Origin of the sequence: Acidovorax sp. NCPPB 3576, from assembly GCF_028473605.1 — a bacterium.
GTDB lineage: Bacteria > Pseudomonadota > Gammaproteobacteria > Burkholderiales > Burkholderiaceae_C > Paracidovorax.
On sequence record NZ_CP097267.1, the window covers coordinates 2733598 to 2751960 of the forward strand.

The following is an 18363-nucleotide window of genomic DNA, read 5'->3' on the forward strand; positions in this document are numbered from 1 at the left end:
TCACACACCGTTCAGCCAAGGTGGCTGCGCACCCCCGACCATGCGAATGGGGGGCGCCGCAGGAAAGCCCTGGCTTGCTCAGCCGGGGCTTTTTGCTTTTCAGGAATCGCACATGAGTGCTCAGAAACGTTCCCGCGCCTTCCAGCAAGGCCGGGTCAAGGCCTTGCGCCGCATGAAACAGCCGATGGTGCTGCACCTCGAAGCCAGCGCACCGCCGCGCAACCCCGTGGCCCGCGCGCTGGCGGCGCGCGGCACCAGCGCCGCCGCAGGCAAGCACATCCGCAGCCAGGGTGCCCAGCGCCGCGCCGACCGCATGGCGTTGCAGCGCGCCCTGCGCCGCGGCGCGGATGGCTGATTCGCCGGTGCGTACCGGGCACCAGGGCCGCAGGGCGCAGTGGGAAGGATCTCTTTCATGGAAAAATGGCGCGGCCGGGGCCGGCCATCCGCCCACCCTCTTCTCCCCTCGCTGCCATGCAGCCGCACCGATGCCCGCCACTGCCACTCCCGCCTACGTCCCTGACGAACACGCCACGACCGCGCCGGCCGGTCCCGCCGACCGGCGCCGGCACGTCGTGGTGATCGGGGCCGGCATCGTGGGCACGGTGTGCGCCATCGAGATGCTGCGCTCCGGCCGCCAGGTCACGCTGCTCAACCCCCATGCCCCAGCCGGCGAAGAAGCCACCAGCTACGGCAATGCGGGCTGGCTGTCTTCCCATTCCATTCTTCCGCCCGCAGGGCCCGGCATGTGGAAGCAGGTGCCCGGCTACCTGCTGGACCCGCAAGGCCCGCTCACCGTGCGCTGGGGCTACCTGCCCCGCGCCCTGCCGTGGCTGTGGCGCTTCTTGCGCTCGGGCCGCACGCCCGCGCACGTGGCCCGCACTGCGCATGCCCTGCGCCAGTTGCTGCGCGATGCGCCGGCGCTGCATGCCCGACTGGCCAGCGAAGCCGGCGTCCCGCATCTGGTGGCCCAGCGCGGACTGCTGCACGCCTACCGCTCGCGGGCGGACTTCGAGGCGGATGCGCTGGGCTGGCGACTTCGCGGCGAGGAAGGCATCGCGTTCGAGACCGTGGTAGGCGCCAGCCTGCGCGCGCAGGAGCCGGACCTGGCCCCGGCCTACGGCTTCGGCGTGCGCGTGGCGGAAGCCGGCCACTGCGCCAATCCCGGTGCCTACCTCGCGGCGCTGGTGGAGCATGCGCAATCCCTCGGTGCGCGCTGGGTCACGGGCCAGGCCACCGGGCTGCGCATCGAGGCGGGCCGCCTGCACGCCGTGAGGACCGACCAGGGCGACCTGCCCTGCCAGGGCGCGGTCATCGCCGCGGGTGCCTATTCGCGGCCGCTGGCCCGCGCCGCCGGAGACCGCGTGTGGCTGGACACCGAGCGCGGATACCACGCGATGCTGGACGTGCAGGCCCGGGCCGGGGAGCCCGTGCCCGCCGGCCCCCGCACCTCCACGATGGTGATGGACCGCAAGCTCATCGTGCATCAGATGGCGCACGGCCTGCGGGTGGCGGGCCAGGTGGAGATCGCCGGGCTGCACGCCGCACCCGACTGGCGCCGCGCCCGCATCCTGCTCGGGCACCTGTTCGATCTGTACCCGTCGCTGCCCCGCGCCGCGCTGGAGGACGGCGCCCGCTTCTGGATGGGCCGGCGTCCGAGCACCAGCGACGGACTGCCCTGCATCGGCCCTGCCAGCGCCTGCGCGGACGTCGTCCACGCCTACGGCCACGGCCATGTGGGCCTGGGTGCTTCGGCCCGCACGGGACGGGTGGTGGCGCAGTGCATCGATGGGCAGCCTCCGGAGATCGACCTGGCGCCGTTCCGTCCTCAGCGATGGCGACGATAATTCGCCCGCAACGGAAAACGCCCCGCCCTCCCCACGCAAACTGCGCCGCCCCGCAGGTTGCAGCCCCCGCTCTCTTCACCCTTTCGCCATGTCCGCCGTCTTCAACTTCACCTTCGTCCCCTGGTTCCGCTCGGTTGCGCCATACATCCACAAGTTCCGCCACCAGACCTTCGTGATCGGGCTCACGGGCGAAGCCATCGCGGCTGGCAAGCTCCAGGCCATCGCGCAGGACCTCGCCATGATCCAGGCGATGGGCGTGAAGATCGTGCTGGTACATGGCTTTCGCCCGCAGGTGAACGAGCAGTTGGCGGCCAAGGGGCATGCCGAGAAGTATTCGCACGGCATCCGCGTCACCGATTCGGTGGCGCTCGATTGCGCGCAGGAAGCCGCAGGACAGTTGCGCTACGAGATCGAGGCGGCGTTCAGCCAGGGCCTGCCCAACACGCCCATGGCAGGTTCCACGGTTCGGGTGATCTCCGGCAACTTTCTGACGGCGCGGCCCGTGGGCATCGTGGACGGGGTGGATTTTCAGCACTCCGGCCTGGTGCGCAAGGTGGATGTGGCGGGCATCCGGCGCTCGCTCGACATGGATGCGCTGGTGCTGCTGTCGCCGTTCGGCTTCTCGCCCACCGGCGAGGCGTTCAACCTGACGATGGAAGAAGTCGCGACCTCGGTGGCGATCGCCCTCAAGGCCGACAAGCTGGTCTTCGTGTGCGAGGTGTCCGGCATTCTCATGAACCCCGACGAGCCCGAGAGCGACGACAACCCCATCGACACCGAACTGCCGCTAGCGCAGGCCCGGAAGATGCTGGCCAGCGTACCGCCCAGCCAGCGGCCGACCGACACCGCGTTCTATCTGCAGCACTGCGTGAAGGCCTGCCAGAACGGTGTGGAACGCAGCCACATCATTCCCTTCGCAGTCGATGGCGCTTTGCTGCTGGAGATCTACGTGCACGACGGCATCGGCACCATGGTGGTCGATGAAAAGCTGGAAGAACTGCGCGAGGCCACGCCGGACGATGTGGGCGGCATCCTGCAACTGATCGAGCCGTTCGAGAAGGACGGCACGCTCGTCAAGCGCGACCGCACCGAGATCGAACGCGACATCGCCAACTACACCATCATCGAGCACGACGGCGTGATCTTCGGCTGCGCCGCGCTCTACCCCTACCCCGAAGGCAGCACGGCCGAGATGGCGGCCGTGACCGTGTCGCCGCACAGCCAGGGCACGGGCGATGGCGAAAAGCTGCTCAAGCGCATCGAGCAGCGGGCGCGGGGCATGGGGCTGACCAGCCTGTTCGTGCTGACGACGCGCACCATGCACTGGTTCATCAAGCGCGGCTTCCAGCCCGTGGACCCCGAATGGCTGCCCGAGGCCCGCAAGCGCAAGTACAACTGGGACCGCCGCAGCCAGGTGCTGGTCAAGAAACTATAGGCGCCGGCCCGGCCTGCGGCCGCGCCGCTCAGGCAGCGACCGACCGGGCCACCTGGCGCGCCACCTCGGCAATGGTGGCCTCGCGCTTTTCCGGCGTGGCCGTGGTCTGGGTCATGTAGCAGGTGACCACGATGGGCGCGCCGCCGCCAGGCGGCCACAGCACGCCGATGTCGTTGGACGAACCCTGGGCGCCCGTGCCCGTCTTGTCGCCCACCCGCCAGCCCGGCACGCCGGCCCGCAGCCGCTTGTCGCCGGTCTTGTTGGCCACGATCCATTCGACCAGCTGGGCGCGCGAGGCCGGGCTCAGCGCATCGCCCAGGGCCACCTTGCGCAGCGACTGCAGCATGGCCTGCGGCGTGGTGGTGTCGCGAGGATCGCCCGCGATGGCCTCGTTCAACGTGGGCTCGGTGCGGTCCAGCCGCGTCACCGTATCGCCCAGGCCGCGCACGAAGGCGGTGAAGCCCTGCGGGCCGCCGTGGCGCGCCAGCAGCAGGTTGGCCGCGGTGTTGTCGCTCAGGGTGACGGTGCCTTCGCACAGCTCGCCGACCGTGATGCCGGCATCGCCCACCCGCTTTTCAGTCACCGGCGAATAGGCCACGAGCGCCGACGCGTCGAAATGCACCCGGCGGTCCAGCGCCTCCTGGCCCCGGTCGACCCGCTCCAGCATCCAGGCGGCCAGCAGCAGCTTGAAGGTGCTGGCCATGGGAAAGCGCTCGTCCTGGCGCCAGCCCAGCGACAGCCCGGAGCCCGTGTCGAGCATCGCCACGCCCAACCGCGCTTTAGGGTGCCCGTCCAAACTGGATTCGAGTCGCTGCATGGCGGCTTGCCAAGCCGTTTCCCGCGCGTTTTTCTGGCCCGCAGGCGCGGCGGCATGGGCCGGGCCGGCCCACAAGGCGGCCGTCGAAGCGGCGGCCACGGCGGCGAAGAGATCAAAGGAAAACTGGCGTCTTTGCATGGAATGAACCTGTCGTTTGAAGCAAGAAGACCCGAACGATAGAGACATGTCGGCCAGAGCACCATCGACAATAATCGGGACGAGCCCCAAGAAAAACTGCTTGCTTACCTGCCCACTTGATTCCAACGCCATGCACCTGCCCCTCAATGCACTGCGCGCCTTCGAGGTGTCGGCGCGGCACCTCAACCTCACGCGCGCGGCCCAGGAACTGTGCGTGACCCAGACAGCGGTCAGCCAGCACATCCGCAACCTCGAAGAGCGCCTGGGCAAGCCGCTGTTCCGCCGCCTGCCACGCGGCCTGGCGCTGACCGATGAAGGCCTGGCTCTGCTGCCGGTGCTGGCCGATGCGTTCGGCCGCATCGCCGGCGCGCTGGAGCAGTTCAGCGACACCCGTCCCCGCGAAGTGCTCACCGTCGGCGCCGTGGGCACCTTCGCCGTGGGGTGGCTGCTGCCGCGGCTGCGCGATTTTCAGCACGCCTGCCCCTTCGTGGACCTGCGCCTGCTCACGCACAACAACCGCGTGGACATCGCGGGCGAGGGGCTGGACTGCGCCATCCGGTTCGGGGACGGCGCGTGGCATGGCACCGAGGCTGATCGCCTGCTGGAAGCGCCGCTGTCCGCCATGTGCGCGCCCTCCATCGCGCCCCGGCTGCGGGCGCCGGCCGATCTGGCGCATGAATCGCTGCTGCGCTCGTACCGCTCGGACGAGTGGGCGGCGTGGTTCGGCGCAGCCGGCGTGCCCTGCCCGCTGGTGCGCGGAACCGTGTTCGATTCGTCCCTGGCCTTGGCCGAGGCCGCCGCGCAAGGCGCGGGCGTGGCGCTGCTGCCGGTGCGGCTGTTTCAACGGGAGCTGCAACAGGGGCGGCTCGTGCAGCCCTTTGGCACGCACATCGCGCTGGGCGCGTACTGGCTCACGCGACTGAAGTCCCGCCCGCCCAGTGCCGCGCTGCAGGCCTTTCGCGGCTGGCTGCTCGCCGGTTGCGGCAGCCCACCGGGCGAGCCGGCCTGATCTTCCGTCAGCGCCCGGACCTTCTTCAAAAAGCCCCCGCTTATCATCGCCACCCCATGCCCGAGATCCTCACCGCAGCCCTGTACCACTTCGTCGATCTGCCCGACTGCGCCGCACTGCAGTCGCCGTTGCAATCCCTGTGCGAAGCCCATGGCGTGCGGGGCCTGCTGCTGCTGGCGCCCGAGGGCATCAACGGCACGATCGCGGGCGATCGCGCCGGGGTGCAGACCGTGCTTGCGTGGCTGCGTGCCGATGCGCGTTTGGCAGGCTTGCGGCACAAGGAAGCCTTGGGTGACCGCATGCCGTTCTACCGCATGCGGGTGCGGCTCAAGCGCGAGATCGTGACCCTGGGCGTGACCGGGCTGGACCCCGCGCGCAACGCCGGCACGCATGTGCCGCCGGCGCAATGGAATGCCTTGATCGACGACCCCAAGGTGGTGGTGATCGACGTGCGCAACGACTATGAAGTGGGCATCGGCAGCTTCGCGCGGGCGATCAACCCGCGCACGCGCAGCTTCACGGAGTTTCCGGCCTGGGTGGAGCAGCAGCGCGCGCCGGGCGGCGTGCTGGCGCACCGGCCCAAGGTGGCCATGTTCTGCACGGGCGGCATCCGGTGCGAAAAGTCCACCGCCCTGCTCAAGTCGCAAGGCTTCGACGAGGTGTTCCACCTGGACGGCGGCATCCTGCAGTACCTGGAGGACGTGCCTGCCGAAGACAGCCGCTGGCAAGGTGACTGTTTCGTTTTCGACGAACGCGTGTCGGTCGGCCATGGCCTGTCCACGGGCCGGCACCAGCTGTGCCGGTCCTGCCGCATGCCGCTGGGCGAGGCCGAACTCGCATCGCCCCAGTACCGCCCCGGCGTGAGCTGCCCCTATTGCCATGGCACGCGCACACCCGAGCAGGAGCGCGCATTGGCCGAGCGCGAGCAGCAGATGGTGCTGGCGCGGCAGCGCGGGCAGGACCACATCGGCGCGCGCCTGGGCGGAGCCCCTGCGGCCGCGGCCCCCGATGGCCAAGCCACGGACGCCCCGAGCGGCCTGCCAGTGCTGTACTCCTTTCGCCGCTGCCCCTATGCCATGCGCGCCCGAATGGCCATCGCGGCCAGCGGGCAGGCCTGTGAATTGCGCGAGGTGGTGCTGCGCGACAAGCCGCAAGCGTTGCGGGACGCATCGCCCAAAGCCACGGTGCCCGTGCTGGTGCTGCCCGATGGCCAGGTGCTGGAGCAAAGCCTGGAGATCATGCGCTGGGCGCTTTCTCGCCACGATCCGCAGGGCTGGATGGCCGAAGATGCAGCAACGGCCCAGGACGCCGATGCGCTCATCGCAGACTGCGACGGTGCCTTCAAGCAGGCCCTGGACCGCTGCAAATACCCGAACCGCTATCCGCAGCAGACCGGCGCGCAGGACGGCATGGAGCCGAGCGCATCAACGCCCCGTGCCACCGCCACCGCGTTCCTGGCCCGGTGGGACGCGCGGCTGGCGCAGCACGCCTTCCTGTGCGGCCCCCAGCCCACGCTGGCCGATGTGGCCATCATGCCGTTCGTGCGCCAATTCGCGGGCATCGACGCCACGGACTGGGAGGCTGGCCCCTGGCCCCATGTGCGAAAGTGGCTGACAGCGTGGGAGGCCAGCACGGTGTTCACGCAGGTGATGGACAAGGTGGCGCCCTGGGTGCCCGGAACCCGGGGCCCGGTGTTTCCTGCCCAGGAGCCCATGGCAGCGCCGGCACCGATCTGACGGATTTGCAACGACCAAGAAAAAAGGCGCCTGTTCAAGGCGCCTTTTTCATTCGGGGTTCAGGCGGGTTTCAAGCCGCAGCCAGCGGGCGGCGGTTGGCGCCACCTCGTCCACCACGGGCCAGCAGCACCAGCAGTACGACGCCCATCAGCACGAAGCAGATGAACGACCAGTTGGCGATGGAGCCGCCGAGGAAGGTCCAGTCCACCGCAGCGCAGTCGCCCGAACCGCGAAAGATCATGGGGATCGCGCGGCCGATGGGGAAGTGTTCGATCATCCCGTAGAAGTCGCGCCCGCAGGTGGCGATTTCGGGCGGATACCACTGCAGCCAGCTTTGCCGCGCCGCCACGAAGGCGCCGAAACCCGACGACAGCAGGGCCAGGAAGGCCCACGACATCCACCAGCCACGGGCGCCCCGGGCGCTGGCCAGGGCGGCGAAGACGGCGACTCCGATGAGCGCGTAGCGCTGCACGATGCACATCGGGCAGGGCTCGAGCCCCACGACATGCTGCAGGTACATGCCAAAAGCCAGCATGGCCACACAGGCCGCCGCGATGAGGCCCAGCACGCGGCGAGGCGCGGCATCCAACCAGTTCAACACCATTGTTCTTGTCCTTGAAGGCCGCTGCGGTCGGCAGCCCTCGAAGGCTGCATCAGATACCGGCGGCGTGGTCCAGAAAAACGCGGGCGCGGCGCGGTGTGACCACCAGCGTTTCACCCTCCCTGAAACCCATCTCCCGGTACTGCTGCGCAGGGATCTGCGCTTCGATCACCGAGTCGGGGCTCGCATTGTCCGCTGGTTTGTGGTCGGCATCGGGAATAAGTTCCAGGCGCGCGATCGGCCCCACGACGATGGCACGGCTGAGCTGCGCGACGATGCCGCGCGGGCGCCCATCGGCGTCCACGCCCTCGCCGGGCGAATAGCGTTGCACGTCCAGGTCGTGCGGGCGCACATAGGCGAAGGCGCTGGCGTTCTGGGCGCCCGCATGCTCGGGCGAATCGATGGCCATGCCCTCCACGTGCACCAGCCCTTCGTGGGCACGGCCGCGAAACAGGTTCACGTCGCCGAGGAAGCCATAGACGAACGGGCTGGCCGGCTGGTCCCATACCTCCTGGGGCGAGCCGCTTTGCTCGATCCGGCCCTGGTTGATGACCACCACGCGGTCGGCCACTTCCAGGGCTTCCTCCTGGTCGTGGGTTACGAAGATGCTGGTCACGTGCAGTTCATCGTGCAGGCGGCGCAGCCAGCGGCGCAGTTCCTTGCGCACCTTGGCATCGAGCGCGCCGAAGGGCTCGTCCAGCAGCAGCACCTTGGGCTCCACCGCCAGGGCGCGCGCGAGGGCGATGCGCTGGCGCTGGCCGCCGGACAACTGCGAAGGGTAGCGGTCGGCCAGCCAGTCGAGCTGCACGAGCTTGAGCAAGTCGGTCACCTTCTGCTTGATCTGCGCATCGCTCGGGCGCTCGCCGCGCGGCTTCACGCGCAGGCCGAAGGCGACGTTCTCGAACACCGTCATGTGCCGGAACAGCGCGTAGTGCTGGAAGACGAAGCCCACGCCGCGTTCGCGCACATGCACGTCGGTGGTGTCTTCGCCCGAGAAATGGATGGTGCCCACGTCGGGCGTCTCCAGCCCCGCGATGATGCGCAGCAGTGTGGTCTTGCCGCAGCCCGAGGGGCCGAGCAACGCGATGAGTTCGCCGGATTGGATGTCCAGGCTCACGTCGCGCAGTGCCTGGAAGCTGCCGAACTGCTTGCTGATGTTGCGGATTTCAATGCTCATGGTGTGCTTTCGTTCAGCGCGCGCCCACGGCGGCGGGTGCGGGGCGCTCGGGCGGCAACGTGGCCGCGGCCTTGCGCTCTTGCTCGTTGCGCCATTCGGCAATGGACTTGATGACCAGGGTGACCAGCGCCAGCAGCGCCAGCAGCGAAGCGGCAGCGAACGCCGCCACGGACTGGTATTCGTTGTAGAGAATTTCCACGTGCAGCGGAATGGTGTTGGTCTGCCCGCGGATGTGCCCCGACACGACCGACACCGCGCCGAACTCGCCCATGGCGCGCGCATTGCACAGGATCACGCCGTACAGCAGGCCCCACTTGATGTTGGGCAGCGTCACGTACCAGAAGGTCTGCCAGCCGCTCGCGCCCAGCACGATGGCCGCCTGCTCTTCGTCGCTGCCCTGGGCCTGCATGAGTGGAATCAGCTCGCGGGCGATGAACGGGAAGGTCACGAAGACCGTCGCCAGCACGATGCCCGGCACGGCGAAGATGATCTTGACATCGTGCGCCGCCAGCCAGGGGCCGAACCAGCCGTTGGCGCCGAACATCAGCACGTACACCAGGCCAGCCACCACGGGCGAGACGGAGAACGGCAGGTCCACCAGCGTGGTCAGGAAGGCCTTGCCCCGGAACTCGTACTTGGCGATGGCCCAGGCCGCCGCCACGCCGAACACCAGGTTCAGCGGCACGGCGATGGCCGCGGTGATGAGGGTCAGCCGGATGGCGGCCCAGGCATCGGGCTCCTTGAGCGCGGCCACATAGGCCCCGAAGCCCTTGCGCAGCGCTTCGGTGAACACGGCGGCCAGCGGCAGCACGAGGAACAGCAGCAGGAACGCCAGCGCGATGCCGATCAGCGTCCAGCGCACCCAGGGCGCCTCGGTGGTGCCGGCCTGGGCGCGGCGCACGGGGTTGCGCCCGCCGGAGTGGGAAGCGTTGGAACTCATGCCGGGGCTCCTGCGTGGCGGCGCTGCCAGGCCTGCAATGCATTGATGACGAGCAGCAGCACGAAGGAGATCACCAGCATCACCACCGCGACCGCCGTGGCGCCCGCGTAGTCGTACTGCTCCAGCTTGCCGATGATGATGAGGGGCGTGATCTCGGAAATCATGGGCATGTTGCCCGCGATGAAGATGACCGAACCGTATTCACCCACCGCCCGCGCGAATGCCATGGCAAAGCCCGTGAGCAGCGCCGGGGTGATCGCGGGCAGGATGACGCGCGTGAAGATCTGCCAGCGCGTGGCACCCAGACTGGTGGCGGCCTCTTCCAGTTCCTTCTCTGCGTCTTCCAGCACCGGCTGCACCGTGCGCACCACGAAGGGCAGCCCGATGAAGATCAGCGCGATCACCACGCCGGCGGGCTTGAAGGCCAGCTGGATGCCCAGCGGCTCCAGGTACTGCCCGACCCAGCCGTTGCCGGCCAGCAAGGCGGTGAGCGAAATGCCCGCCACCGCCGTGGGCAGCGCGAACGGCAGGTCCACCAGGGCATCGACGATCTTCTTGCCCGGAAAGCGGTAGCGCACCAGCACCCAGGCGATCAGCAGCCCGAACACGAGATTGACCACCGCAGCGATGAACGACGCGCCGAACGTGAGCCGGTAGGACGCCAGCACGCGCGGGGCGCTGATGGCCGTCCAGAACTGGTCCCAGGTCAGCGTGAAGGTCTTGAACACCAGTGCCGACAAGGGGATGAGCACGATGATGCTCAGGTAGAAGATGGTGTAGCCCAGCGTCAAGCCGAAGCCGGGCAGAACCCGCTTCGGACTGCGCCGGGACCCGCCCGTGGACGCCACGGCGGCGCCGGGCAAGGCAGAGGTCGCAGCGTTCATGTCTTACTTGGCGCCAGGGGTGTAGAGCTTGTCGAACTGGCCGCCGTCGTTGAAGTGCACCTTCTGTGCTTCACCCAGCGAGCCGAAGTACTTGGCCACGGTGAACAGCTTGACGGGCTTGAACAGGTCGGCGTGCTTTTTCAGCACCGCTTCGGAACGCGGGCGCAGCGCGTGGCGGGCCGCGATCTCCTGCGCCTCGTCGGAGTACAGGTAGTCCAGATAGGCCTTGGCCAGCTCGCCCGTGCCCTTCTTGGCGACAGTGCGTTCGACCACCGCGACGGGGTTTTCGGCCAGCACGCTGCTGGAGGGGTACACGGCATCGACCTTGCCCTTGCCGAACTCGCGCTCGATGGACAGCACCTCGGATTCGAACGTGATCAGCACATCGCCCGTGTTGCGCTGCAGAAAGATGCTGGTGGCGTCGCGGCCGCCCTTGCCCAGCACGGGCACGTTCTTGAACAGCTGGCCCACGAACTCAGCGGCCTGGGCATCGGTGCCGCCCTTCTCGCGCACGCTGCCCCAGGCCGCCAGGTAGGCGTAGCGGCCGTTGCCGCCAGTCTTGGGGTTCACCACGACGACCTGCACGCCGGGCTTGGCGAGGTCGTCCCAGTCCTTGATGTTCTTGGGGTTGCCCTTGCGCACCAGGAACAGCATGGTCGAGGTGGTGGGCGATGCGTCGTTCGGGAAGCGCTTGGCCCAGTCCTTGGCAACCACGCCGTTGGTGGCGAGGAAGTCGATGTCGGTCGTGGTGTTCATGGTGACCACGTCGGCGTCGAGGCCGTCGTTCACCGCGCGGGCCTGGGCGCTGGAGCCGCCATGGGCCTGGTCGATCTTGACGTCCTTGCCGGTGGTTTTCTTGTAGTGCGCGGCAAAGGCGGGGTTGTAGTCCTTGTAGAACTCGCGTGCCACGTCGTAGGAGGCGTTCAGCAGCGTGGTCGTCTGCGCCGAAGCGGCGGCGCCAGCCACCAGGGCCAGAACGGCCAGGAAAGTCTTGAGTTTGGTCCGGGAAGTCATGTGTGCGCACCCACGTTGCTGAAAAGTGAAACCGATTGTGGGCGGCGGTCCTTAAAACTCAAAAGAATATATTCTTGTTAATTAATCGATTTCCAGAATATAGAACCAACACGGTGCGGCCGGCCTGTTGGATGGGTTCAAGGGAAAAAGGCCTGCAGCGCAATTGGTACTATGGCATATTGCTACAAAATAAATAGCAATTATTCAGTCGGCCGTCAGGCAGCAGAACGGGTCTCTGCTGCGCCATGGCCCAGGCCCCATTCCGCACCATCCACCAGGGAATGCAGCAGCGCCCATCCCAGAGGCCATTCGCCATGGCCGGAATCCACGTTCACATGCCCCGCCTGCGGCAGGCGGACGAACTCGCTGCCCCAGGCCCGCGCATAGGCGCCTGCCAGGCGGATCGGGCAATAGGGGTCGTTGCTGCTCGCCACCAAGATGCTGCGGTAGGGCAGCGGCGCATAGGGCACCGGCGCGAAGTCGCTCAGGACCGCCCGGCGCTCCGGATCGGCCGGGGCCACGAGCAAAGCGCCCTGCACGCGCTCTGCGGCCTGCGCGCCCATGTGGGTCGCGGTGATGCAGCCCAGGCTGTGCGCCACCAACACCACCGGGTGCGGCGACTCCAGCACGGTGCGCTCGAGCGCGGCCACCCAAGGGGCCCGCGCGGGGGTGACCCAGTCGTCCTGCACCACGCGGCACGCGCCGGGCAGCCGCTGCGCCCACAGGCTTTGCCAGTGGCCAGGACCCGAATCGCGCCAACCCGGCACGATGACCACCGACACCGGGCCACCCGCCCCGGCGGTGGGCGCGCTGCGGCTCATGGATGAAGCGGCACGGCGGCCGGCAGGCGGGACAAGGAAAGCAAGGGGAGCAAGCGAGAAATTCGGACCCTGCAGGAGGCGCGGAAGGACAGTGCAATGGCCATGGAACAGGCTCCTCAACGGTGAATGCGGCCCATTCTGCGATCCCGCCCTTAAAACCCAAACGAATATATTCTTTTGAATTAATCGCGAATTGATCTTAAGAAGTGGCGGGCACGTCCATTGCTGACCCCTCGGCCAGCGGCGCCTCCGCCTGTTTCGTGGCGCCCTGCATGGTCTCGCCCAGAAAGTCGAGAAACCGCCGCACGGCCGGCGTCAGGCCCCGGCGGGACGGAAACACCGCATGCATCACACCGCGCTCCGGCGCCCATTCGGGCATCAACTGCACCAGGCAGCCGCTGCGCAGCTCGTCCTGGCACATATAGTCGGGCAACCAGCAAATGCCTACCCCGCGCTCGGCGGCCAGCTTCAGGGTGAGCAGGTCATCGGCCACATACCGCGGGCTGTGCTGCCACAAAGCCTCCTGCCCTCCAGGGCCGATCAGCCGCAGCGCGGCACGGCCATCGGCGGCCGACATGGCCATGCTGTCCATGCGCGCCAGGTCTTCCAGCGTGTGCGGCGTGCCCTGGCGGGCCAATTGCTCGGGGCTGGCGACCAGAATCACGCCGCCATCGCTCAGCCGCTTCACGATCATGCTGCCGCTGTCGTCCAGCTTGGAGCGCACGCGCAGTGCCACGTCGATCCCCTCCTCCACCAGATTGACCACGCGGTTGCTCACCTGCATCTCCACCCGCACCAGCGGATGCCGGGCGAGGAACTCGGGCATCAGCTCGCCCAGCAGCGTCTGTGCGATCGTCACCGGGCAGACCACGCGGATGGTGCCGCGCGGCTCGGCCTGGACCTGGGCCACCGTGTCGGCCGCCGCCTGCGCCGATTCGCGCAGGGCCTGGCAGTGGCGCAGATAGGCTTCGCCCACTTCGGTGAGCGAGAGCTTGCGCGTGGTGCGCTGCAGCAGCCGCACCCCCAGGTGGGCTTCCAGGTCCGACACGCGGCGCGACAGGCGCGACTTGGGGATGCCGAGCGCCCGGCCCGCGGCGGCGAACCCGCCGCGCTCGACCACCTCGGCGAAATACAGCATGTCGTTGAGATCTTGCACCGCAGCCCCTCTTAGATTGTTCCACCAGTAGAACAATCTATCGCAAAGTGGCCTGCTTATCAATCAATGCACTCATCTGCACAATCTATCCAACGCCACACACCGGGTGCGGCCCCACCCCCCAGGAGAACATTCCATGCAACTGCTGCACATCGATTCCGCCATCACCGGCGAACAGTCCGTTTCGCGCCAACTCACCGCCCGCACCGTGGCGGCGTGGGTGGCGGCCCATCCTGGCACGCAAGTGCAGCACCTGGATTTGGTCGCCCAGGCACCGGCACACTTCACGATGGATGCCATGGCCCCCCGCACCGGCCAGACCGAGGGCCTGAGCGAGACGCAGCGCCTTGAAAACGCCGTGTCCGAACAGTTGGTGAGCCAGTTCCTCGCGGCCGATGTGGTCGTGGTGGGCGCACCGCTCTACAACTTCGGCATTCCCACGCAATTGAAAGCCTGGATCGACCGCATCGCCCAGCCCGGCCGCACTTTCACCTATACCGCTGCCGGCCCCCAAGGCCTGGCCAAGGGCAAGACGGTGATCGTCGCCTCCAGCCGCGGCGGCGTGTATTCGACCAGCGATGCCGGCCGCGCCATGGAACACCAGGAGAGCTACCTGCAGACCGTGTTCGCCTTCTTCGGCATCACCGACGTGCGCTTCGTGCGCGCCGAAGGCGTGGCCATGGGCCCGGATGCCAAGTCCAAGGCCCTGGACAGCGCAGACTCGGACATCCAGGCGCATGTGGCGCAATCCCGCCAAGCCGTGGCCGAAGCTGCCTGATCCGCGAAAAGACGGCGTCCCCCCCCGAGAAGCCGGCCTTGCGCCGGCTTTTTCGCATGCGCCTCAAGGCGCCTACAGCGCACGCGTCCAGGTCTCGCCCACCAGGGACTGGCCGTAGGCGGTGTACGGCTCCGAGGCCACGAGGGTGAAGCCGCGCTGCGCGTAGAGATGGCGGGCCGCGGCCAGGCAGCTGTTGGTCCACAGCGTCATCTCCGTGTAGCCCTGGCCCCGCGCGAAGGCGATGCACTCGTTCACCAGCCGGCCGCCCAGCCCCATGCCGCGCGCCTCTTGCGCGAGGATCAGCATCCGCAGCCGCGCGGTGCTGTCGGACTCGCGGACCACGAAAGCCGCACCCATGCGAGCCCCATCGATCTCGGCAATCCAGCACTTGTCGAACTCAGGCCGGAAGTCGCGCACGAACCGCGCGGCGATCTCGGCCACCAGCGCCTCGAACTCCTGGTTCCAGCCGTACTCGCGCCAATAGGTCTCGCCATGCAGTTGCACCACCCAGCCCATGTCGCCCGGCACCGGATCGCGCAGCACCGCGAGCCGTGGACGGCTGGTGGGCTCGGGCGACAGCAGCGCCTCCAGCCGCTGCATGGCCGCCAGGGCGTCGGCCTGTTGATCCGGCGACAGGCGCGCCAGAAGGGCCTGCGCCTCGTCGCGCGAGCGCTGCTGCAGCGGGGCGAAGGCCGCGTGCCCGGCATCGGTCAAAAACAGCAGGCTCTGGCGCGCGTCGTGTGCGCCCGGCCGCCGCTCCAGCCAGCCCGCCTTTTCGAACCGGCGCAGGATGCGGCTCAGGTAGCCGGCATCCAGGCCCAGGTCCTTGGCGATGTCGGTGGCGACCGGCGCGCTGCGGTGGGCCAGTTCATACAACACCCGCACATCGGTCAGGGACAGATCGCTGCCCAGGTAGGCATCGAGAACGCCGATGCGGCGCGTGAAGAACCGGCTGAACTGCCGAAGCGCCTTGACCGCCGCAGCGGGAACGGGAAAGACTGCAGAATCCGACGCCATATTCACTTGCCCCCATCAAACAATTAATTGACTTTATCAACCAATTGGCGCAATGGCAAACAAAAAAAACCGGCCACCCATGCAAGAGCGGCCGGTCCTGAGGACTGCAAAAAAGGCGCCAGCCGATCAGAGCTTGGCGTGCAGCTTGACCCAGGCCACGTATTTCTCGACCCAACCTTGCAGGAACTGGCGGCTGGCCTCGCCGATGTTGCCTTCGTCATCGAACAGGCCATCCTTGGCCTGGATGAAGGCTTCGGGCTGGCCCATGGTGGGCACGTCGAGGTAGGCCAGCACATTGCGCAGATGCTGCTGCGCCATGGCCGTGCCGATGGCACCAATCGATGCGCCGATCACCCCGGCCGGCTTGCCGCCCCAGGCGCTTTGGCCATAAGGGCGCGAGGCGTGGTCCAGCGCGTTCTTGAGCACGCCGGGAATCGAGCGGTTGTATTCGGGCGTGACGAACAGCAGGCCCTGGGACTGGGCGATTTCGGTTTTGAGCCGCAGCACGGCCGGAGCGGGATGCGCGTCGTCGTCCTGGTTGTACAGCGGCAGATCGTCGATGCGCAGTTGCGTGAAGTGGAAATTCGGCGGTGCGAGCCGGGCCAGGGCGGTGGCCAGCTTGCGGTTGAACGAGTCCTTGCGGAGACTGCCGACGACGACGGCGATCTGGTATTGGTCCATGAACACTCCTTGTGAAACAGCCGACAAAAGACGGGATGGCGCATCGGCCGCAGCGGGCCATGATAGACACGGCCTGCCGTATCCAGGCGCTGCAGGCGGCGCGTTCAGGGCCAAACGGCGCAGAGGGCCGAACCGCAGATTGCTATTAATTTAATAGTACAACGCCCTAGTACTGATTGCGCTGGGGCCCTATTCAAGCAAAACACCCCCGGCGCTGCAGCGCAGCGGCCGGGGGTGCGCGGGCTGGCGCAAACGCGCGCTTGTCCTACCCGGCGCGGCGCTGGCCGGCGAGGCGGCGCACCACATGCACCAGCCGGTCGATCTCGTCGAACGTGTTGTAGAACGCGAGCGACGGCCGCACGGTGGTCTCCACCCCGAAGCGCCGCAGGATGGGCTGCGCGCAATGGTGCCCGGTGCGCACGGCGATGCCTTCGTCGTTGAGCGCCTTGCCGACTTCCTCGGTCGAGTAGCCGGCCAGCACGAACGACATCACGCTGGCCTTGTCGTCGGCGGTGCCGATCAGCCGCAGGCCCGGGATGGGGCGCAGTTGCTGCATGCCGTACACCAGCAGTTCATGCTCGTAGCGCGCGATGTTCTCGATCCCCACGCGGTTCACGTAGTCGATCGCCGCGCCCAGGCCCACCGCGTCGGCGATGTTGCCCGTGCCGGCCTCGAACTTGTTCGGGATCGGCTGGAACACGGTTTTCTCGAACGTGACGTCGGCAATCATGTTGCCGCCGCCTTGCCACGGGGGCATGTCTTCGAGCACCTCGCGCCGGCCCCAGACCACGCCGATGCCGGTCGGCCCGAACACCTTGTGGCCCGAGAACACGAAGAAGTCCGCACCGATGTCCTGCACGTCCACCCGCATGTGCGAGACCGACTGCGCGCCATCGACCAGCGCCTTCGCGCCCGCGCGCTTGGCCAGCGCCACGATCTCCTTGACCGGCACCACGGTGCCCAGCGCGTTGGAGACCTGCGTGACGGCGACGATCTTCGTGCGGTCGTTCAGGAGCTTCTGGTACTCATCGAGCAGCACCTGGCCCGAGTCGTCCACCGGAATCACGCGCAGCCTCGCTCCCTTGGCGGCAGCGAGCTGCTGCCACGGCACGATGTTGGCGTGGTGCTCCAGGTGGCTGACGATGATCTCGTCGCCCTCGCCCACGTGCTGGCCGCCCCAGCTCTTGGCCACCAGGTTGATGGCCTCGGTGGTGCCGCGCACGAAGATCACCTCGTTCACGTCGGGCGCGTTGATGAACGTCTTCACGCGCTGGCGGGCGCCTTCGTAGGCGTCCGTGGCGCGCGCGGCGAGTTCATGCGCGGCGCGGTGGATGTTCGAGTTCTCGTGCTCGTAGAAATGGCTGATGCGGTCGATCACCGCCTTCGGCTTGTGCGTGGTGGCCGCGTTGTCGAACCACACCAGTTGGCGGCCATTCACGCGCTCGGACAGCACGGGAAAGTCGCGCCGGATGGCGTGCACGTCGAACGGCGGGTGCTGCCCCTGGCCCGCCAGCGGCACCGTACCGTGCGGCGCGGGCTTGGCCGGGGTGACGTAGCCGCTGGGCAGCACCACCGCGTCCACGAAGTAGAACTTCGGATCGGACGACGGCGTGGCCGCCAGGCCAGCCGGTGCAGCCGGCGCCTGGGCCGCGTGCGGCACCTGGGGCTGCGCGAACGGCAGGCGCGCCAGCGCATCCAGCCGGTCGCCGGACTGCGCCGTGGGAACCGGCGCGCCCCCGGGCGAAGGCTGCGCCTGACGCTCGCCGACGAAGTAGTACGGCGAGGCGGCAGAGGCAGGCGCTGCCGGATGGGCCGCCGCCTGCGATGCGCTGGCGCCCGAGGCCTCGGGCACGCCCAGCACCCCGCTGCCCAGGCGCGGCTCGTAGGCCGGCAGCGTGCTCACCACCGTGTCGGGCAGGCCATTGGCCGCCGTGGCGTGCGGCAGCAGCGCGGGCGCGCGGTGGCCGAGCGACAGCACCTGCGTGGGCGAGGCCGGCAGCAGGTTGGTGCCAGGCACCTGGCCCTGCGGGATCGGCGTGCCGGGCACGCTGGGCCCGAAGCCGGCGGGGCTGGCCAGGGGCGAGCCGGGCGGCGCGATGTTGGCCGGCGCCTGCACGCCCGGCGGCACGGCACCGAGGCCGGGCACGGACGCAGGCGGCACCGAAGGAAAGCCGCCCGCGGAGTGCACGCCCGCAGGCGCCGCCGCCTCGCCCGGCAGCGCCGAGAACAGGGCATTGGCCATGCGCGCGATCAGTGCCGGATCGATGGGGGCGCCGGACGCATCGGCGCCCGGCGAGAAGGAAGAGAGGGTCATG

Annotated in this window: 17 protein-coding genes; 6 read left to right on the forward strand and 11 right to left on the reverse strand. The window is 68.3% G+C overall.

Annotation, left to right across the window (positions count from 1 at the left end; all coding sequences use genetic code 11):
- Nucleotides 1–112 precede the first annotated feature (112 nt).
- The 3 genes from M5C98_RS12550 (at nucleotide 113) to argA (ending at nucleotide 3279) form a co-directional block, all read left to right on the forward strand.
- A complete protein-coding gene (locus M5C98_RS12550; protein WP_272547772.1) occupies nucleotides 113–355 on the forward strand; it encodes a hypothetical protein in 243 nt (80 codons plus the stop codon).
- Between the two features lie 130 nt (nucleotides 356–485).
- Complete coding sequence (locus M5C98_RS12555; protein WP_272547773.1) at nucleotides 486–1844, forward strand: NAD(P)/FAD-dependent oxidoreductase; 1359 nt, start codon at nucleotides 486–488, stop codon at nucleotides 1842–1844.
- Between the two features lie 88 nt (nucleotides 1845–1932).
- Nucleotides 1933–3279, forward strand: coding sequence for an amino-acid N-acetyltransferase (gene argA, locus M5C98_RS12560; RefSeq protein ID WP_272547774.1), 1347 nt, complete (start codon nucleotides 1933–1935; stop codon nucleotides 3277–3279).
- Between the two features lie 28 nt (nucleotides 3280–3307).
- On the opposite strand, the gene bla is transcribed toward argA, so the two are convergent.
- Nucleotides 3308–4234, reverse strand: a complete 927-nt coding sequence (gene bla, locus M5C98_RS12565) for a class A beta-lactamase (protein WP_272547775.1) — start codon at nucleotides 4232–4234, stop codon at nucleotides 3308–3310.
- 130 nt (nucleotides 4235–4364) lie between these two features.
- Here bla and M5C98_RS12570 point away from each other — a divergent pair, with 130 nt between their 5' ends.
- Both M5C98_RS12570 and trhO read left to right on the forward strand, forming a co-directional pair.
- Nucleotides 4365–5243 (forward strand): LysR family transcriptional regulator, encoded by an 879-nt coding sequence (locus tag M5C98_RS12570; RefSeq protein WP_272547776.1) that lies wholly within the window; start codon nucleotides 4365–4367, stop codon nucleotides 5241–5243.
- Between the two features lie 56 nt (nucleotides 5244–5299).
- A complete protein-coding gene (trhO, locus tag M5C98_RS24715) occupies nucleotides 5300–6979 on the forward strand; it encodes an oxygen-dependent tRNA uridine(34) hydroxylase TrhO (protein WP_336298470.1) in 1680 nt (559 codons plus the stop codon).
- 70 nt (nucleotides 6980–7049) lie between these two features.
- Here the strand turns inward: trhO and M5C98_RS12585 are convergent, their stop codons facing one another.
- The 7 genes from M5C98_RS12585 to M5C98_RS12615 form a co-directional block, all read right to left on the reverse strand.
- Nucleotides 7050–7583 (reverse strand): disulfide bond formation protein B, encoded by a 534-nt coding sequence (locus M5C98_RS12585; protein WP_272547777.1) that lies wholly within the window; start codon nucleotides 7581–7583, stop codon nucleotides 7050–7052.
- 49 nt (nucleotides 7584–7632) lie between these two features.
- The gene (locus M5C98_RS12590; protein ID WP_272547778.1) at nucleotides 7633–8757 is read right to left on the reverse strand and encodes a sulfate/molybdate ABC transporter ATP-binding protein; all 1125 of its coding nucleotides are present in this window, start codon (nucleotides 8755–8757) and stop codon (nucleotides 7633–7635) included.
- Nucleotides 8758–8770: 13 nt separating this feature from the next.
- The gene (cysW, locus tag M5C98_RS12595; protein ID WP_272547779.1) at nucleotides 8771–9697 is read right to left on the reverse strand and encodes a sulfate ABC transporter permease subunit CysW; all 927 of its coding nucleotides are present in this window, start codon (nucleotides 9695–9697) and stop codon (nucleotides 8771–8773) included.
- A complete protein-coding gene (gene cysT, locus M5C98_RS12600; protein ID WP_272547780.1) occupies nucleotides 9694–10581 on the reverse strand; it encodes a sulfate ABC transporter permease subunit CysT in 888 nt (295 codons plus the stop codon). The genes cysW and cysT overlap by 4 nt, the downstream gene beginning before the upstream one ends.
- 3 nt (nucleotides 10582–10584) lie before the next feature.
- On the reverse strand, nucleotides 10585–11595 hold the full coding sequence (locus M5C98_RS12605; RefSeq protein WP_272547781.1) for a sulfate ABC transporter substrate-binding protein: 1011 nt from the start codon (nucleotides 11593–11595) through the stop codon (nucleotides 10585–10587).
- 215 nt (nucleotides 11596–11810) lie between these two features.
- Nucleotides 11811–12416, reverse strand: a complete 606-nt coding sequence (locus M5C98_RS12610) for an RBBP9/YdeN family alpha/beta hydrolase (protein WP_272547782.1) — start codon at nucleotides 12414–12416, stop codon at nucleotides 11811–11813.
- Between the two features lie 199 nt (nucleotides 12417–12615).
- Nucleotides 12616–13572, reverse strand: coding sequence for a LysR substrate-binding domain-containing protein (locus M5C98_RS12615; RefSeq protein ID WP_272547783.1), 957 nt, complete (start codon nucleotides 13570–13572; stop codon nucleotides 12616–12618).
- Nucleotides 13573–13708: 136 nt separating this feature from the next.
- On the opposite strand from M5C98_RS12615, the gene M5C98_RS12620 reads away from it, so the two are divergent.
- Nucleotides 13709–14350 carry an FMN-dependent NADH-azoreductase gene (locus tag M5C98_RS12620; RefSeq protein WP_272547784.1) on the forward strand — a complete coding sequence of 214 codons (642 nt, stop codon included), beginning with the start codon at nucleotides 13709–13711 and terminating at the stop codon, nucleotides 14348–14350.
- Between the two features lie 72 nt (nucleotides 14351–14422).
- Here the strand turns inward: M5C98_RS12620 and M5C98_RS12625 are convergent, their stop codons facing one another.
- The 3 genes from M5C98_RS12625 to M5C98_RS12635 all read right to left on the reverse strand — a co-directional run bounded on the left by M5C98_RS12625 (nucleotide 14423) and on the right by M5C98_RS12635 (nucleotide 18362).
- Entirely contained in the window at nucleotides 14423–15367 is a 945-nt protein-coding gene (locus M5C98_RS12625; protein WP_272547785.1) for a bifunctional helix-turn-helix transcriptional regulator/GNAT family N-acetyltransferase, read from the reverse strand.
- A gap of 126 nt (nucleotides 15368–15493) precedes the next feature.
- Entirely contained in the window at nucleotides 15494–16048 is a 555-nt protein-coding gene (locus M5C98_RS12630) for an NADPH-dependent FMN reductase (RefSeq protein ID WP_272547786.1), read from the reverse strand.
- 265 nt (nucleotides 16049–16313) lie between these two features.
- Nucleotides 16314–18362 (reverse strand): family 2A encapsulin nanocompartment cargo protein cysteine desulfurase, encoded by a 2049-nt coding sequence (locus M5C98_RS12635; protein ID WP_272547787.1) that lies wholly within the window; start codon nucleotides 18360–18362, stop codon nucleotides 16314–16316.
- Nucleotide 18363: the final 1 nt, after the last annotated feature.

Excerpts from the sequence above, each read along its gene's own strand:
- M5C98_RS12550 (WP_272547772.1), top strand. The coding sequence starts at position 113 with ATGAGTGCTCAGAAACGTTCCCGCGCCTTCCAGCAAGGCCGGGTCAAG.
- M5C98_RS12555 (WP_272547773.1), top strand. The coding sequence starts at position 486 with ATGCCCGCCACTGCCACTCCCGCCTACGTCCCTGACGAACACGCCACG.
- argA (WP_272547774.1), top strand. The coding sequence starts at position 1,933 with ATGTCCGCCGTCTTCAACTTCACCTTCGTCCCCTGGTTCCGCTCGGTT.
- bla (WP_272547775.1), bottom strand. The coding sequence starts at position 4,234 with ATGCAAAGACGCCAGTTTTCCTTTGATCTCTTCGCCGCCGTGGCCGCC.
- M5C98_RS12570 (WP_272547776.1), top strand. The coding sequence starts at position 4,365 with ATGCACCTGCCCCTCAATGCACTGCGCGCCTTCGAGGTGTCGGCGCGG.
- trhO (WP_336298470.1), top strand. The coding sequence starts at position 5,300 with ATGCCCGAGATCCTCACCGCAGCCCTGTACCACTTCGTCGATCTGCCC.
- M5C98_RS12585 (WP_272547777.1), bottom strand. The coding sequence starts at position 7,583 with ATGGTGTTGAACTGGTTGGATGCCGCGCCTCGCCGCGTGCTGGGCCTC.
- M5C98_RS12590 (WP_272547778.1), bottom strand. The coding sequence starts at position 8,757 with ATGAGCATTGAAATCCGCAACATCAGCAAGCAGTTCGGCAGCTTCCAG.
- cysW (WP_272547779.1), bottom strand. The coding sequence starts at position 9,697 with ATGAGTTCCAACGCTTCCCACTCCGGCGGGCGCAACCCCGTGCGCCGC.
- cysT (WP_272547780.1), bottom strand. The coding sequence starts at position 10,581 with ATGAACGCTGCGACCTCTGCCTTGCCCGGCGCCGCCGTGGCGTCCACG.
- M5C98_RS12605 (WP_272547781.1), bottom strand. The coding sequence starts at position 11,595 with ATGACTTCCCGGACCAAACTCAAGACTTTCCTGGCCGTTCTGGCCCTG.
- M5C98_RS12610 (WP_272547782.1), bottom strand. The coding sequence starts at position 12,416 with ATGAGCCGCAGCGCGCCCACCGCCGGGGCGGGTGGCCCGGTGTCGGTG.
- M5C98_RS12620 (WP_272547784.1), top strand. The coding sequence starts at position 13,709 with ATGCAACTGCTGCACATCGATTCCGCCATCACCGGCGAACAGTCCGTT.
- M5C98_RS12625 (WP_272547785.1), bottom strand. The coding sequence starts at position 15,367 with ATGGCGTCGGATTCTGCAGTCTTTCCCGTTCCCGCTGCGGCGGTCAAG.
- M5C98_RS12630 (WP_272547786.1), bottom strand. The coding sequence starts at position 16,048 with ATGGACCAATACCAGATCGCCGTCGTCGTCGGCAGTCTCCGCAAGGAC.
- M5C98_RS12635 (WP_272547787.1), bottom strand. The coding sequence starts at position 18,362 with ATGACCCTCTCTTCCTTCTCGCCGGGCGCCGATGCGTCCGGCGCCCCC.